At 37.5% G+C, this 16862-nt stretch carries 18 protein-coding genes and 1 other annotated feature; of the genes, 16 read left to right on the forward strand and 2 right to left on the reverse strand.

The window, feature by feature from the left end; translation table 11 throughout:
* Positions 1-36: 36 nt before the first annotated feature.
* From cymR to ACZ76X_RS10810, 7 genes are all read left to right on the forward strand, one after another.
* Entirely contained in the window at positions 37-453 is a 417-nt protein-coding gene (cymR, locus tag ACZ76X_RS10780) for a cysteine metabolism transcriptional regulator CymR (protein ID WP_000704116.1), read from the forward strand.
* Between the two features lie 35 nt (positions 454-488).
* Positions 489-1634, forward strand: a complete 1146-nt coding sequence (locus tag ACZ76X_RS10785) for an IscS subfamily cysteine desulfurase (RefSeq protein ID WP_474404621.1) — start codon at positions 489-491, stop codon at positions 1632-1634.
* 16 nt (positions 1635-1650) lie between these two features.
* Entirely contained in the window at positions 1651-2766 is a 1116-nt protein-coding gene (gene mnmA / locus ACZ76X_RS10790; RefSeq protein ID WP_479850463.1) for a tRNA 2-thiouridine(34) synthase MnmA, read from the forward strand.
* Positions 2767-2876: 110 nt separating this feature from the next.
* Positions 2877-3536, forward strand: a complete 660-nt coding sequence (locus tag ACZ76X_RS10795) for a tetratricopeptide repeat protein (protein ID WP_479850464.1) — start codon at positions 2877-2879, stop codon at positions 3534-3536.
* Between the two features lie 96 nt (positions 3537-3632).
* Positions 3633-5969, forward strand: coding sequence for an SF1B family DNA helicase RecD2 (gene recD2 / locus ACZ76X_RS10800; protein ID WP_479850465.1), 2337 nt, complete (start codon positions 3633-3635; stop codon positions 5967-5969).
* A 127-nt stretch (positions 5970-6096) separates the two neighbouring features.
* Positions 6097-6285: a hypothetical protein gene (locus ACZ76X_RS10805; RefSeq protein WP_000469281.1), complete on the forward strand. Its 189-nt coding sequence runs from the start codon at positions 6097-6099 to the stop codon at positions 6283-6285.
* Between the two features lie 18 nt (positions 6286-6303).
* The gene (locus ACZ76X_RS10810; protein ID WP_098670102.1) at positions 6304-6432 is read left to right on the forward strand and encodes a YrzQ family protein; all 129 of its coding nucleotides are present in this window, start codon (positions 6304-6306) and stop codon (positions 6430-6432) included.
* A 37-nt stretch (positions 6433-6469) separates the two neighbouring features.
* On the opposite strand, the gene ACZ76X_RS10815 is transcribed toward ACZ76X_RS10810, so the two are convergent.
* Positions 6470-6682, reverse strand: a complete 213-nt coding sequence (locus ACZ76X_RS10815; RefSeq protein WP_000242552.1) for a hypothetical protein — start codon at positions 6680-6682, stop codon at positions 6470-6472.
* Positions 6683-6858: 176 nt separating this feature from the next.
* Between ACZ76X_RS10815 and ACZ76X_RS10820 the strand changes: the two genes are divergently transcribed.
* Positions 6859-7926, forward strand: coding sequence for an AI-2E family transporter (locus ACZ76X_RS10820; protein ID WP_098670103.1), 1068 nt, complete (start codon positions 6859-6861; stop codon positions 7924-7926).
* Positions 7927-7964: 38 nt separating this feature from the next.
* Here ACZ76X_RS10820 and ACZ76X_RS10825 read toward each other — a convergent pair whose 3' ends face one another.
* Positions 7965-8309, reverse strand: coding sequence for a PH domain-containing protein (locus ACZ76X_RS10825; protein WP_479850466.1), 345 nt, complete (start codon positions 8307-8309; stop codon positions 7965-7967).
* A gap of 222 nt (positions 8310-8531) precedes the next feature.
* Positions 8532-8748 (forward strand) — a binding site (T-box leader).
* Between the two features lie 40 nt (positions 8749-8788).
* Between ACZ76X_RS10825 and alaS the strand changes: the two genes are divergently transcribed.
* From alaS to ACZ76X_RS10865, 8 genes are all read left to right on the forward strand, one after another.
* Positions 8789-11431, forward strand: coding sequence for an alanine--tRNA ligase (alaS, locus tag ACZ76X_RS10830; protein ID WP_342715809.1), 2643 nt, complete (start codon positions 8789-8791; stop codon positions 11429-11431).
* A 76-nt stretch (positions 11432-11507) separates the two neighbouring features.
* Positions 11508-11774: an IreB family regulatory phosphoprotein gene (locus ACZ76X_RS10835; RefSeq protein ID WP_000348590.1), complete on the forward strand. Its 267-nt coding sequence runs from the start codon at positions 11508-11510 to the stop codon at positions 11772-11774.
* Between the two features lie 3 nt (positions 11775-11777).
* Entirely contained in the window at positions 11778-12191 is a 414-nt protein-coding gene (gene ruvX / locus ACZ76X_RS10840) for a Holliday junction resolvase RuvX (RefSeq protein ID WP_001221197.1), read from the forward strand.
* Positions 12192-12203: 12 nt separating this feature from the next.
* A complete protein-coding gene (locus tag ACZ76X_RS10845) occupies positions 12204-12482 on the forward strand; it encodes a DUF1292 domain-containing protein (RefSeq protein WP_000392247.1) in 279 nt (92 codons plus the stop codon).
* A gap of 216 nt (positions 12483-12698) precedes the next feature.
* Positions 12699-13769, forward strand: a complete 1071-nt coding sequence (gene mltG, locus ACZ76X_RS10850; RefSeq protein ID WP_479850467.1) for an endolytic transglycosylase MltG — start codon at positions 12699-12701, stop codon at positions 13767-13769.
* 202 nt (positions 13770-13971) lie between these two features.
* The gene (locus tag ACZ76X_RS10855) at positions 13972-14613 is read left to right on the forward strand and encodes an O-methyltransferase (RefSeq protein ID WP_000389094.1); all 642 of its coding nucleotides are present in this window, start codon (positions 13972-13974) and stop codon (positions 14611-14613) included.
* Between the two features lie 7 nt (positions 14614-14620).
* Positions 14621-15550 carry a peptidase U32 family protein gene (locus tag ACZ76X_RS10860; RefSeq protein WP_479850468.1) on the forward strand — a complete coding sequence of 310 codons (930 nt, stop codon included), beginning with the start codon at positions 14621-14623 and terminating at the stop codon, positions 15548-15550.
* A gap of 18 nt (positions 15551-15568) precedes the next feature.
* On the forward strand, positions 15569-16849 hold the full coding sequence (locus ACZ76X_RS10865) for a peptidase U32 family protein (RefSeq protein WP_000217970.1): 1281 nt from the start codon (positions 15569-15571) through the stop codon (positions 16847-16849).
* The last annotated feature ends 13 nt before the right edge of the window (positions 16850-16862 follow it).

A 16862-nucleotide genomic window follows, 5' to 3' on the forward strand; every position in this document is an offset into this window, starting at 1 on the left:
AATAGAAGTGAAAATTTGAAAAGAGGTGCAAAATAGATGAAGATTTCAACGAAAGGCCGTTACGGCTTAACGATTATGATCGATCTTGCAAAAAAGTTTGGTGAAGGTCCAATTTCCTTAAAATCAATTGCGCAGGCACATGATTTATCGGAACATTACTTAGAGCAATTAATTTCACCACTTCGTAACGCTCGTCTAGTAAAGAGTACGCGCGGAGCATATGGTGGATATGTATTATCAGATCAGCCAGCTAACATTACAGCTGGGGATGTAATCCGTGTATTAGAGGGTCCGATTAGTGTTGTAGAAATGATAGAAGAAGAAGAACCAGCACAACGCCAATTATGGATGCGTGTTCGTGATGCGGTGCAAGAAGTGTTAGATAGTACAACGTTAGAAGATTTAGTACGTTATGAGGAAGAAAATCACGGGGGCTATATGTTTTACATTTAATTCCTTGTGAAACGATTTGGAAAGAAGGAGATTTAATGGAACGCATTTACTTAGATCATGCTGCGACATCTCCGACTCACCCAGAAGTGGTCGAAAAGATGATTCCATATATGACAGAAACATTCGGAAACCCGTCTAGTATTCACTTTTATGGACGTCAAACGCGCCATGCAGTAGATGAGGCGAGACGCGCGTGTGCACGTAGCATTCATGCGAATCCGAATGAAATTATATTTACGAGCGGTGGTACAGAAGCTGATAATTTAGCGCTTATCGGTGTAGCACGTGCGAACCGTCATAAAGGTAACCATATTATAACGACGCAAATTGAACATCATGCGATTTTGCATACGTGTGAATTGTTAGAGCGTGAAGGGTTTGAAGTGACATATTTACCTGTCGATGAAACAGGGCGCGTTCAAGTTTCTGACATACAAAAGGCATTAACGGAAGAGACAATTCTCGTATCCGTTATGTTTGGGAATAATGAAGTTGGGACGATGCAACCAATTGCGGAAATAGGTAAGTTGTTAAAAGAGCATCAAGCTTATTTCCATACAGATGCGGTACAAGCTTACGGTTTAGTAGAAATTGATGTGAAAGAGTTTGGTATTGATTTATTATCGATTTCAGCTCATAAAATTAACGGGCCAAAAGGTGTCGGATTCCTATACGCTGGTGCAGACGTGAAATTTGAACCGTTATTAATAGGCGGGGAGCAAGAAAGAAAACGCCGTGCTGGTACGGAAAATGTACCGAGTATCGCCGGACTCCAGCATGCTATTTTGTTAGCTGAAAAAACTCGTGAGCAAAAAAATGCCCAATATGAAGAGTTTAAAGATATAATGGTATCTGTCTTCAAAAATGAAGACATTACTTTCGAGGTAAACGGAAACTTAGAATATCGCTTACCACATGTGCTTAATATTAGTTTTACAGGAATGAACATTGAACCGTTTCTTGTGAACTTAGACTTAGCGGGCATTGCAGTGTCAAGTGGTTCGGCTTGTACAGCTGGTTCGATTGATCCATCACATGTATTAGTAGCGATGTTCGGAAAAGACTCCGATCAAATACGTTCATCCGTACGCTTTAGTTTCGGACTTGGAAATACGAAAGAGCAAATTGAGAAAGCGGCGTACGAAACAGTGAAAATCGTGAAGCGATTAACACAAAATTAGCATGGGAGGTGACATGATGAACAAACTACCTCAAGAGACACGTGTTGTCATCGGGATGTCCGGTGGCGTCGATTCATCTGTAGCAGCTCTTTTATTAAAAGAGCAAGGTTATGATGTAATCGGAATTTTTATGAAAAACTGGGATGACACAGATGAGAATGGCGTCTGCACAGCAACAGAAGATTACAATGATGTAATCGAAGTGTGTAACCAAATTGGTATTCCGTATTATGCAGTAAACTTTGAAAAACAATACTGGGATAAAGTATTTACGTACTTCTTAGATGAATACCGAGCTGGTCGTACACCAAACCCAGATGTAATGTGTAATAAAGAAATTAAATTTAAAGCATTTTTAGAGCATGCCATTGCGCTTGGTGCTGATTATGTAGCAACAGGTCATTATGCACGCGTTGCCTATATGGACGGCGAATTTAAAATGCTTCGCGGCGTTGATGATAATAAAGATCAAACGTATTTCTTAAATCAATTAAGCCAAGAGCAATTATCAAAAACAATGTTCCCGCTCGGTGAACTGAAGAAACCACAAATTCGTGAAATGGCGAAAGAAGCTGGTTTAGCGACAGCGGCGAAGAAAGATAGTACTGGTATTTGCTTCATTGGTGAGCGTAACTTTAAAGATTTCTTAAGTAACTATTTACCAGCACAACCAGGTGTGATGCAAACATTATCTGGCGAAGTGAAAGGAAAGCATGACGGTTTAATGTACTATACAATTGGACAACGTCATGGCCTTGGTATTGGTGGTAACGGTGATCCATGGTTTGCTGTTGGGAAAAACTTAAAAGAAAACATTTTATATGTTGATCAAGGATTCCATAACGAACTTCTATATGGTGATGAAGTTATTGCTACGAATATCGGCTGGGTAAGTAACAAAGCGAAAGAAAAAGAATTTAAGTGCACAGCGAAATTCCGTTATCGTCAAGAAGACAATAAAGTAACGGTTCAAATCGTTGATGAAAATACAGTTCGTATTCTTTGTGACGAGCCAATTCGTGCAATTACACCAGGACAAGCAGTTGTTTTCTATGATGGAGATGAGTGCTTAGGCGGTGCTACAATTGATGAAGTGTACCGTAGCGGTAAGAAATTGGATTATTTAGGATAAAATGAGAAGCCTCTGCCGATTCGCGGTTAGAGGTTTCTTTTACATAAAGCGAATTTTCGTTCGCTTGGAAAATACATTCTTTGTTATAATTTATTGTAGAGGTGAAGGACATGTCAAACAAACTTGAAACAGGTATTCAATATATGCAAGAAGGAAACTGGGAGGAAGCTGCTAAAAATTTCACAGAAGCAATCGAAGAAAATCCGAAAGATGCGCTTGGATACATTAATTTTGCAAACTTATTAGATGTAATAGGTGACAGTGAGAGAGCGATTTTATTTTATAAACGTGCATTAGAGCTAGATGATAAATCTGCGGCTGCTTATTATGGATTAGGTAATGTATATTACGGTCAAGAGCAATTTGCAGAAGCTAAAGCTGTATTTGAACAAGCGATGCAAGCTGGCTTACAATCAGCTGATGTAACATTTATGCTAGGTATTACGCATGTGCAACTTGGAAATGATCGTCTTGCACTGCCGTTTTTACAAAGAGCAACAGAATTAGATGGAAATGATGTAGAAGCTATGTTCCAGTGTGGACTTTGCTTTGCGCGATTAGAACATATTCAAGAAGCGAAACCTTATTTTAAAAAGGTATTAGAAATGGATGAAGAGCATGCGGATGCGTATTATAATTTAGGCGTTGCGTACGTATTTGAAGAAAATAACGAGAAGGCTCTTGCTTTATTTAAGAAAGCAATTGAAATTCAACCAGATCACTTTTTAGCTGGTAATGGTGTTCGTTTATTAGAGCAAGAAGCTGAATAAGATGAAAATATAGTTAATGGGTAGTTATCCCTCATCTAAATAGGTGGGGGATGTACTGCTCATTAAATCGAAACGAAACCGGAAAGGAGAGGAAAGATGGGAAATCAACATGCAATGGATTTGTTTGAAGAAGAGAAAAAGTTTATAAAAGCGCAAGTTCTTCATACCATTTTCCACAACGAAGAAAACCTCTATTCCGTTGTCAGTATGAAAGTCATTGAAACGAATGAAACGTACGACGAAAAAAAAGTAATGATAAACGGTCATTTTCCCCGCATGCATGAAGATGAAGTGTTTACATTGACAGGACATTTTAAAGACCATCCGAAGTATGGGAAACAATATTTAGTTGAAACATTTAAGAAAGAATTGCCGCAAACAAAAGCTGGTATGGTGCAATATTTAGCGAGTGATTTATTTAAAGGGATAGGAAAGCGTACAGCTGAAAAAATTGTGGACCATCTGGGGGAACATGCTATTTCTAAAATTATGGATGATCCTGAGGCTTTAAATGGTGTTGTCAACAAGCAAAAAGCACAAGAAATTTATGAGACAATTGTTGAACATCAAGGGCTAGAGAAAGTAATGAGCTTTTTAAATGGCTACGGTTTTGGAACGAAGCTTTCTATTAAAATTTACCAACAATATAAAGAGATGACATTAGAAGTAATTCGTAATAATCCATATCAACTTATTGAAGAAGTGGACGGAATTGGTTTTGGAAGAGCGGATGATATAGGAAGGGCGTTAGGGATATCTGGTAATCATGACGATCGTGTACGGGCGGGATGTTTTTATACGTTAGAAAATGTATCATTGCAGCTTGGCCATGTTTATATGGGGAAAGATCAACTTGTAAGAGAAACGATGTCACTTTTAAATAATCAAGAAGGAAGAGTGACAGAGGAAGACATTATCGGTTGCATTGAAATGATGCAAAGTGAAGGGAAAGTCATCATAGAAGAAGAACGGATATATTTAGCATCGTTATTCTACTCTGAAAAAGGTGTTGTCAAGTCTATTCGTAGGCTTATGAATCAAGAGGAAACACCTTCATTTCCTGAAGCAGAAGTGTTAAAGACGTTAGGTGAAATTGAAGAACAACTGAATGTGCAGTATGCACCATTTCAGCAAGAAGCAATTCAAACAGCACTTCATAAACCGATGATGTTATTAACAGGTGGACCAGGAACAGGGAAAACAACAGTTATTAAAGGGATTGTTGAAATGTATGCGTCACTTCACGGGCTATCGTTAAATCCGAATGAATACAGTGATGATAATCCATTTCCGATATTATTAACAGCTCCAACAGGAAGAGCAGCGAAGCGAATGAGTGAATCAACAGGGCTACCAGCTTGTACAATTCACCGTTTACTTGGCTGGACGCCAGAAGGGTCTTTCCAACGTAATGAAACGGATCCAGTACAAGGGAAATTGCTCATTATTGATGAATTTTCAATGGTTGACATTTGGCTTGCCAATCAGTTGTTTAAGTCATTGCCAACTAATATTCAAGTTATCGTTGTAGGCGATGAAGATCAATTACCATCTGTAGGCCCCGGACAAGTGCTGAAAGATTTATTGAATGCAGGTGCAGTTCCGACAGTAAAGCTTACTGAAATTTATCGTCAAGCGGAAGGATCATCAGTTATACAACTTGCCCATGCGATAAAAAATGGAACGCTCCCACCAGATTTAGCGCAAAACCAAAAAGATCGTTCATTTATCGGTTGTACAGGAGCTCAAATTGTTGAGGTTGTTAAGAAGGTTTGTGAGAATGCTAAGACAAAAGGGTTTAGCGCAAGAGATGTACAAGTATTGGCTCCGATGTATCGTGGACCTGCCGGCATTAATGTACTAAACGAAGCGTTACAAGAAGTGTTTAATCCGAAAAGGGAAAAAAGTAAAGAAATTGCTTACGGTGATGTTGTATACCGACGAGGCGATAAAGTATTGCAGCTCGTTAATCAGCCGGAGAGTCAAGTGTTTAATGGTGATATCGGCGAAATTGTTTCGGTGTTTTATGCGAAAGAGAATGTTGAGCAACAGGATATGATTATCGTTTCATTTGATGGAATTGAAGTAACGTATACAAAGCCAGATTTAAATCAAATTACGCATGCCTATTGCTGTTCAATTCATAAATCGCAAGGTAGTGAGTTTCCGATTGTGATTATGCCGATAGTAAAAAGTTACAATCGTATGTTACGTCGTAATTTAATTTATACAGGTATTACAAGAAGTAAGAAGTTCCTTATTATTTGCGGAGAGGAAGCCGCTTTCCAGTCTGGTGTAAATCGCCTTGATGATGCAATGCGTCAAACGACTTTAGCCAGTCGATTGCAAGAATCACAAGGAGAAGTACAGATGGTAACGGTAAATGGCGAAGAAATGGATGTGGAAAACATTTCACCGTATGATTTCATGTAACAAGGTGAAATTATATAGTGAAACTTTCAAACGTATAACGTTGAAAGGCTCCAGCAATGTATAAATGAATGCGGTTTGGACATAATGGCGAATAGAATCTGGGAGAATGTAAGGAGATGAAAGCCATATGTTCATTTGTCCAAATTGCAAAGGGAAAGACATTGGAAAAATAGGTGTCAACCAATTTTATTGCTGGAATTGTTATATCGAATTATCGGTTTCAAAAGGGAAAATCCATACGCATCAAGTAGAAGAAGATGGTTCATTAAGCTCTCTTGATGATTTATTTGATGAGAATGAAAGAACGATCGGATAACGAAAAGGGGGATTTACTTTGAATCTACGCAATTCATTAATCGCATTAGGTGTTGGAGCGGCAGCATATCAATATGCTCGCAAACAAGATATGTTCTCAAAACGCAATATGAAAAAAGCACGTAAGATGATTAAATCTTATTTATAAGCATAAAAAAACTCCCTTCATCTATAAGGGAGTTTTTTTATGCACTTGTATGCAAATATAAAAGTCCGATTTCAGAGAAGAGATAAGATAGGCCGTAACATCCAACACCAAGCATGCCGTAATGAAATAATTGCTTCGCTCTTTCTTTTCGTGAGGAACGAATAAAGAAACCCTTCCAAATACCAAACCCGATACAAATCCATTCAAGAATCATAAAAAGTGCTGATAATACGAGCATAAATAAAACCATTATGAGCCCTCCTGATTATATTGTTTCACGCTGCATTCTCAGGGGTGGTTGTCCTTGTTATGTTATGTATATGTACGTCTTTACAAAACAGTATGGTCTACATGAAAAGATTTTAAAACTTTCGCACATAACCTACCCTATTTATTTTCAAAATAAGGGTGGAGGAGGTTTTTCGTGTGAAGAATCTTAAAATAATTTGGATATATCGTTTAGGATTATTGTTACTTGTATTTCTTTGTTTGCTCGTCTTTCTAAAAATTAAGCCGCTATGGGCACCGATTATTTTTGTATGTAAAGTGGCCATTACACCGTTTCTTATTGCGTGTTTTATTGCGTATTTATTGCATCCTTTAATTGAAAAAATTCATAAGGAAGGGATGCCACGCACACTCGCTATTTTGCTCATTTATATCCTTTTCTTTGGCGGAATTGGTTATGGCATTTATAAAGGAACGCCAGTTGTAATTAAGCAATTACAAGAAATCAATGAACAATTCCCGCAGTTTACAAAAATGTATGATTCTTGGATGGATGGCGTTACGGAACAAACAGCGAATTTCCCTTCCTTTATTCATGAAAAGGTGAAACAAATTTTTGTCGGGGTAGAAACGAAGATACAAGCACTTTTAAATAAAGTGATGAGCACAGCTCGTGGTGTGCTAGATTCATTACTCATTATTTTCTTAATTCCGTTCATTGTATTTTACATATTAAAAGATTACGGTGAGTTTTATCATATCTTTTGGAAACTAGTCCCAAGTAAGTGGCGTAATACAGGGCAAATGCTGGCGAAAGAAATTGATAAATCACTTGGGAGTTATATTCGAGGACAATTATTTGTTTGCTTAGTATTAGGGGGCGTATCTGCTCTTTCCTTTTGGTTTATCGGTATGAAATATCCATTGTTACTCGGGATTATTATTGGGGTGACAGATATAATACCGTATTTTGGTCCTATTTTAGGAGCGATCCCGACATTAATGATTGCGGCAACGGTATCAACGAGTTTACTTATTAAAGCGGGGATTACGATTGCTATTTTACAATTCGTTGAAAGTAACATTTTATCCCCTTATATCGTTGGTAAGTCACTTCGCATGCATCCTGTTATTATTATGCTTGCATTATTAGTTGGGGGAGAAGTGGCAGGAATTGTAGGTTTATTAATATCAGTTCCTGTTTTAGCTGTCATTCGTACAGTAATCGTTCATGTAAGGCCTCTTTGGAAAAAAGAAGATGCGTAATAGGAAAGCCCTCTATTTATAAAAGTAGAGGGCTTTCCTTATTTAGAGAGTTGCTTATTTATTTGTTGAACGAGAGAGCTTACATCATTTGTTTGAATATGTTTTATTCTTTTCCATTCATTATCATACATAAAGATAATTTGATTGCTGAAAAGGCGCTTTTGTTCTTTTAGGTCGGAAATTTTTTCGAAAGAGTACTCCTCAAATAATGGATTCTTACTTACATCTGGTCCATAAAAGAAGAGTCGTTTGTTCGTTAAAATTAACAGTCCTGGTCTTGCAACGGAACGATAAATAAATATATCTAATGAACACGCAGTGTAAAATAATATTGTTTCGTCAGTCGTTAACATATTTTTAGCTTTGTTCAATAAGGTTGTCATTATAATCGCTCCTTTATTATTGATAATTTAATTATAACAAAAATAAAATATTTAGAAAATTGCGTAGGGGTAGTGCAATTTAGTAACACATGCATAATATATGAAAAGGCTGTTAAGAATGAATAGTAGAATAGCTATGATTAATAAGCAATTGATATAATATAAATGATTATCTACATTGACAAACTTAAGAGAATTCTATTATATTTAGTCATATAATACATTAAATCAATGACGGAACAAGTACGTTACAGTCCATTTATAGAGAGAAGCTTCCATATGGCTGAAAGAAGCTTTAAATGAAGGGTAACAGAAAGCTAATCCTGAGAGCAGCTAATCACTGCCGTCTTGCCACGTTACGGCACCATGAGGTGATGAATTGATTGTTATAATCAATTCATAATTAGGGTGGTATCGCGAGTTAACTCTCGTCCCTTTTATAGGGGCGGGAGTTTTTTATATTTAAGGAGGAAAATACAATGAAACAACTAACAGGCGCACAAATTCGTCAAATGTTTTTAGACTTTTTCCAAGAAAAAGGGCATGCAGTAGAACCTAGCGCATCACTAGTTCCACATGAGGATCCATCTCTTTTATGGATTAACAGTGGTGTAGCAACATTAAAAAAATATTTTGATGGACGTGTAATCCCACAAAATCCACGTATTACAAATGCTCAAAAATCAATTCGTACAAACGATATTGAAAACGTAGGGAAAACAGCTCGTCACCATACATTCTTTGAAATGTTAGGAAACTTCTCAATCGGTGATTACTTTAAAGAAGAAGCAATTACTTGGGCTTGGGAATTCTTAACGAGCGACAAATGGATCGGATTCGATAAAGAATTACTATCAGTTACAATCCATCCAGAAGATGAAGAAGCATTCACAATTTGGAATGAGAAAATGGGCGTTCCAAAAGAGCGCATCATCCGTTTAGAAGAAAACTTCTGGGATATCGGTGAAGGACCAAGTGGACCGAATACAGAGATTTTCTATGACCGCGGAGAAGCTTACGGTAATGACTTTAGTGACCCAGAATTATATCCAGGCGGAGAAAACGAGCGTTACTTAGAAGTATGGAACCTTGTATTCTCTCAATTTAATCATAATCCAGACGGTTCATATACACCACTTCCTAAGAAAAACATCGATACAGGGATGGGTCTAGAGCGTATGACATCTATCGTTCAAGATGTGCCTACAAACTTTGACACAGACTTATTCATGCCAATGATTGGTGCAACAGAAACAATCTCTGGTGAGAAATATCGTAATGGTGACTTAGAAAAAGATATGGCGTTTAAAGTAATCGCTGACCATATCCGTACAGTAACATTCGCTGTTGGTGACGGCGCTCTTCCATCTAACGAAGGTCGTGGTTATGTATTACGTCGTTTATTACGCCGTGCTGTTCGTTACTCTAAGAAATTAAACATCAACCGTCCGTTCATGTTTGAATTAGTACCGGTTGTTGGAGAAGTAATGAAAGACTTCTATCCAGAAGTACTTGAAAAGAAAGATTTCATCGCAAAAGTTGTGAAAAATGAAGAAGAGCGTTTCCACGAAACTCTTCATGATGGTGAAGCAATTTTAGCTGAAGTTATCGCAAAAGCAAAAGAAGAAAAAACAACTGTTATTTCTGGAGTAGATGCGTTCCGTCTATATGACACATACGGTTTCCCAATTGAATTAACAGAAGAATATGCAGAAGAAGCTGGTATGACAGTTGATCATGAAGGCTTTGAAAATGAAATGGAAAAACAACGTGAGCGCGCACGTGCTGCTCGTCAAGACGTTGATTCTATGCAAGTTCAAGGCGGTGTCCTTGGAGAAGTGAAAGTAGCGAGCGAATTCGTTGGTTACGGTACAGTTGCGACAGAAAGTAACGTTGTTGCACTTGTGAAAAACGGTGAATATACAGACAGTTTACAAGCTGGTGAAGAAGGACAATTAATGCTTGATGTAACACCATTCTACGCTGAGAGCGGCGGACAAATTGCAGACCGTGGTTACCTTCTTGCTGACGGTGTGAAAGTTCTTGTAAAAGACGTACAAAAAGCACCAAACGGCCAAAACTTGCACAAAGTTGTTGTTGAAGAAGGTACATTAACGAAAGATGCAGCTGTGAAAGCTATTATCGATACGAAAAACCGTGGTAGCGTTGTGAAAAACCATACAGCAACTCACTTACTACACCAAGCTTTAAAAGATGTACTTGGAACGCACGTTAACCAAGCAGGTTCTCTTGTAACTTCTGAACGTTTACGCTTTGACTTCTCTCACTTCGGTCAAGTACAAGCTGACGAATTAGAAAAAATTGAGCGTATCGTAAACGAGAAAATTTGGGAAAGTATTGATGTTGAGATTTCTCAAAAAGCAATCGAAGAAGCGAAAGAAATGGGTGCAATGGCATTATTTGGTGAAAAATACGGTGATGTTGTACGCGTTGTACAAGTTGGCGATTACAGCTTAGAGCTTTGCGGCGGTTGTCACGTGGATAACACAGCTTCTATCGGTATTTTCAAAATCGTTGCTGAGTCTGGTATCGGTGCAGGAACTCGTCGTATTGAGGCGGTAACTGGTAAGTCTGCATACGAATTAATGAACGATCAAGTAGGTTTATTAAAAGAAGCAGCAGGAAAAATGAAAACAAATCCGAAAGATATTTTAACAAGAGTAGATGGTTTATTTGCTGAAGTAAAACAACTTCAAAAAGAAAATGAATCTCTTGCAGCAAAATTAAGTAACATTGAAGCTGGAAACTTAACTGATTCAGTAATGACAGTTGATGGTGTGAACGTATTAGCGGCAAAAGTAAATGTTGCAGATATGAACAATTTACGTACAATGATGGATGACCTAAAAAATAAATTACAATCTGCAGTTGTCGTATTAGCGTCTGTAAATGATGATAAAGTAAACATCTTAGCTGGCGTAACGAAAGATTTAATTAGCCAAGGATACCATGCTGGTAAACTTGTGAAAGAAGTAGCTTCTCGTTGTGGCGGTGGCGGTGGTGGCCGTCCTGATATGGCACAAGCGGGCGGTAAAAACCCAGCGCAAGTTGAGGAAGCTTTAGCATTTGTACAAGAGTACGTTAAATCTGTTTCAAAATAAAGAGATAGTAGTGTACAATGGTAGGGAGAGGGGAAGTTCTTCTCCCTATACTTACTATATAAGTGAGGTGCTTGAAATGGACGGTTTTGATAAAACAATGAAGTTTAGCATTCAAGATGAAAAACAGAGTGTCCATGTAAATGATGTACTTTTAACTGTGTATGATGCACTTCAAGAAAAAGGCTATAATCCGATTAATCAAATCGTCGGTTATTTATTAAGTGGAGACCCAGCATACATACCTCGCCATAAAGATGCACGAAGCATCATTCGCAAGCTTGAACGTGATGAATTAATTGAAGAGCTTGTGAAGTCTTACTTGAAACATCATCGTGAGGAGTAGTTTATGCGGATATTAGGTTTAGATGTAGGTACAAAAACAGTCGGAGTTGCAATTAGCGACGAAATGGGCTGGACAGCACAAGGACTTGAAACAATCAAGATTAACGAAGAACGAGGTCAATTTGGTTTTGACCGCATTTCTGAGTTAGTAAAACAGTACGATGTGGACAAGATAGTAGTAGGTTTACCTAAAAATATGAATGGTACAATTGGCCCGCGTGGTGAAGCATGCCAACAATTTGCAGAAAACCTACGAGAGCTGTTACAATTAGACGTTGTAATGTGGGACGAGCGTTTGTCAACAATGGCAGCGGAACGTCTGCTCATTTCAGCCGATGTAAGCCGTAAGAAGCGAAAGCAAGTAATTGATAAGATGGCTGCAGTCGTAATCTTACAAGGATTTTTAGATAGTAAATAAGAGGTGACCAAAATGGAAGAAAATCAAATTACAATTGTAGACGAAAAAGGTAACGAACATTTATGTGAAATTATTTTCACTTTTGACGCTGAAAAATTTGGTAAAAAATCATACGTAGTCTTCTCTCCAATCGGTGAAGTAGACGAAGATGGAGACCAAATTTATGATGCAATGGCTTATGAGCAAAACGAAGAAGAGGGCGGAACTTTACTTCCAATCGAATCTGAAGAAGAGTGGGAAATGGTACAAGAAATGTTCAACACTCTAGCTGATGAGCAAGAAGCTGAATAATAAGTACTGAAGAGGTGGACGATATATCGTCTACCTTTTTTATATGTAAAATGAAAGATTTTTTGTCGAAACTGCGCAATCCTTTGTAGTATAATGAGACGGATTGTAGAAAAATAAACTATCTGTCAAAAATGATAGGTACGTTTATTGTGATTTTTCATTGTGTTGTATAGAAAGATGTACATATGGCCTACAATTGAATAAGGAGGAAGAGTTTTGGTAGAGAATCAAGTGAAAAAGAAGCGTAGACGCATTTTTTTATTTTCGATTATTGCACTGCTTTTAGTTTGTGGTTCAGTCTATGCGTATATTTCATCCGCATTAGGACCAGTTGATAGCGGGAATAAAAAAGAGATTGAAGTAGAAATTCCAAAGGGATCATCTACTAGTAAAATTGGTGAGATTTTAGAAGAAAAAGGTGCTGTGAAAAACGGTACAGTTTTTAGTTTTTATACAAAGGCTAAATCTAAAAATTTACAAGCAGGTACATATTTATTAAATCCTTCAATGAGTGCGAAAGATGTTATTGAGCAAATGTCATCAGGTAACGTACATCGTCCAGCACTTTATAAAGTGACGATAAAAGAAGGTGCGCAAGTAACTGAAATTGCAGAAACGGTTGCAACCGAATTAAAGTTGAATAAAGATGATATCGTACGTCAACTAAACGATAAAGCATTTATTCAAAAAATGCAGCAAAAGTATCCGAAGTTGTTAACGGATAAAATCTTTGATAGCAATATTAAATATCCATTAGAAGGTTACTTATATCCTGCGACGTACTCTTTCTATAAAAAAGATACGACGTTAGAAGAAATTGTAATTCCAATGCTGGAGAAAACGAATGCAATTATCGTGCAAAACGAGGCAAAAATGAAAGCGAAAAACTGGGATGTTCATCAGCTTTTAACATTGTCTTCACTTATTGAAGAAGAGGCAACAGGCTTTACAGATCGTCAAAAGATCTCTAGTGTCTTTTATAATCGTTTAGCAAAAGGTATGCCTCTGCAAACGGACCCAACGGTATTATACGCACTTGGAAAGCATAAGCAACGTGTACTATATGAAGATTTAAAGATAAACTCACCGTACAATACGTATGTTGTAAAAGGATTGCCAGTTGGGCCGATTGCAAACTCTGGTAAACATTCAGTGGAAGCAGCGTTAGAGCCTGCTCAAACAGATTATTATTATTTCTTAGCTGCACCAACTGGTGAAGTGTACTATGCGAAAACATTGGAAGAGCATAATGCACTAAAGCAAAAATATATTACGAAAAAACAGTGAAATGAGGAGGGATAGCGAAAAAGGTCGCACATCCCTCTTTTTTGTGGTAAAATATATCGGGTTAAAAACTGGCAGAAGAATCGTTTTTAATATCAAAACGGGACGTACAAGCTAAGGGTAAAGCTGGCTTGTATTTTTATTGCATTCTATGTGTGAAAAGACGTCATAGAGGCACTTCTCCATGTAAATAAGGAGGACCATTATGGAGGATGCAGTTAACGAGTACCTATTATCATTTATTGATCCGAAAGATAAATTAATTCTTGAAATGGAAGACTATGCGAAAGAAAACCATGTGCCGATTATGGATCGACTTGGAATGGAATTTATGTTGCAATTTTTACGTTTAATTGGACCGAAAAGCATTTTAGAGCTTGGTACAGCAATTGGCTATTCTAGCATTCGTATGATGCAAGCTATTCCAAATTCTCGCATTGTGACAGTTGAGCGCAATCGCGAGCGATATGAAAAAGCACTTGAATATATAGAACGTTCACCAGTTAAAGAGCGTATTTCCGTTATTTACGGTGATGCGTTAGAAACAGGCGAGCAAGTAGAAGAACATGGAACATTTGACGTTATTTTTATTGATGCAGCAAAAGGACAATATCGTCGCTTTTTTGACTTATATGAACCGTTATTAAATCCTGGTGGCGTAATTATTTCAGATAATGTTATGTACCATGGTCTTGTAACGACTAAAGAGAAAATTGAAAACAGACGTACACGTGGTTTAATCCGTCGTATTAAGACGTACAATGAATGGCTTATGAACCATGAAGGATATGATACAACGATTTTCCCAATTGGTGATGGAGTAGCTGTTAGTAAAAAGAGAGGGTGACCAAGGTATGAAGAAACCTGAATTGTTAGTAACGCCAAAAGCAGTGGCGGATATCGAACCTCTTGCGAAAGCAGGAGCGGATGCGGTAATGATCGGTGAGCAAAAGTTTGGTTTACGTTTAGCAGGGGAATTTTCACGTGAAGATGTGAAACAGGCTGTGAAGATTGCACATGAAAATGGTGTAAAAGTATACGTAGCAATGAACGCGATGTTCCACAATGATAAAGTTGAAGACTTAACAGATTATGTTACATTTTTAAACGAAGTACATGTAGATGCAATTGTTTTCGGAGATCCAGCGGTATTAATGGCGGTTCGCGAAGTTGCACCAAATATGCAATTGCACTGGAATACAGAAACAACAGCAACAAACTGGTTTACTTGTAACTACTGGGGACAAAAAGGAGCAAAACGTGCTGTATTAGCTCGTGAGCTTAGCTTAGATGAAATTGTTGAATTAAAAGAAAATGCAGAAGTGGAACTTGAAGTACAAATTCACGGTATGACTTGTATGTTCCAATCGAAGCGTTCATTAGTAGGAAATTACTTTGAGTATCAAGGACGTCATCTTGACATTGAAAAGAAAAAATATGAAGAGAATATGTTCTTATATGACCCAGAGCGTAACAATAAATATCCAATTTATGAAGATGAAAATGGTACTCACATTATGAGTCCAAACGATATTTGTTTCATTGATGAGTTAGAAGAGCTAATTGATGCTGAAATCGATAGCTTAAAAGTTGATGGTGTACTAAAAAGCTCTGAATACATTATTGAGGTAACGAAGAAATATCGTAAAGCAATTGATTTATGTGTAGAAGATCGTGATGCGTATTATGACGTGAAAGACGATTTATATAAAGAGATAGAAGAAATGCAACCGGTAAATCGTCCGTTAGATACAGGATTCTTCTTTAAAGAGACGGTTTACTAAACGAGGAGGGTGTAGGAAATGACTGTACAAGAAATTTCACGAGTGATCGATGGCAAACGTGTTATTGTGAAGAAACCTGAACTGTTAATCCCTGCGGGTAACTTAGAAAAATTAAAAGTAGCTATCCATTACGGGGCAGATGCTGTATATTTAGGTGGACAAGAATTTGGTCTTCGTTCGAATGCAGGTAACTTTACACTGGAAGAAATGGCAGAAGGTGTGGAATTTGCAAAGAAATATGGAGCAAAAATATATGTAACAACAAATATCTTTGCACATAATGAAAATATGGACGGGCTAGAGGAATATTTAAAAGGGATTGAAAAAGCTGGCGTAACGGGAATTATCGTTGCTGATCCGCTTATTATTGAGACTTGTAAACGTGTAGCGCCTTCTGTTGAGGTGCATTTAAGTACACAACAATCACTATCCAACTGGAAAGCAGCACAGTATTGGAAAGAAGAAGGTTTACATCGTCTTGTATTAGCTCGTGAAGCAAGCTATGAAGAGATGAAAGAGATTAAAGAAAAAGTGGATATTGAAATTGAGGCATTCGTCCATGGTGCAATGTGTATCGCATATTCGGGAAGATGTACGTTAAGTAACCATATGACAGCGCGTGACTCTAACCGTGGTGGTTGTTGTCAATCTTGTCGCTGGGACTATGATTTAGTTCAAACAGTATCACAACATAAAGATGCAAAAGAGCTTCCTTTATTCCAAGAAGAAGATGCTCATTTTGCAATGAGTCCAAAAGACTTAAATTTAATTTTATCAATTCCGAAAATGATTGAAATTGGAATTGATAGTTTAAAGGTTGAAGGACGTATGAAATCAATCCATTACGTAGCGACTGTAGCGACAGTATATCGTAAAGTAATTGATGCATATTGTGCGGATCCTGATAACTTTGAGTTTAAACAAGAATGGTTAGATGAGCTGGATAAATGTGCAAATCGTGATACAGCTCCTGCATTCTTTGAAGGGGTTCCAGGACATCAAGAGCAAATGTTTGGAAATCATAGTAAGAAAACAACGTATGATTTTGCTGGTTTAGTGTTAGATTATAATGAAGAAACGGGCATCGTAACGATTGAGCAACGTAATCATTTCAAACCAGGACATGAAGTGGAGTTCTTTGGGCCAGAAATAGAAAACTTTACACAAACGGTGGAGAAAATTTGGGATGAGGATGGAAACGAATTAGATGCAGCGAGACATCCGTTGCAAATCGTGAAATTCAAAGTGGATCAACGAGTGTATGTGAATAATATGATGCGCAAAAGCATACTTCAATAAGAAAGAGTGGTAG

Source organism: Bacillus sp. BC05(2025) (assembly GCF_056725905.1).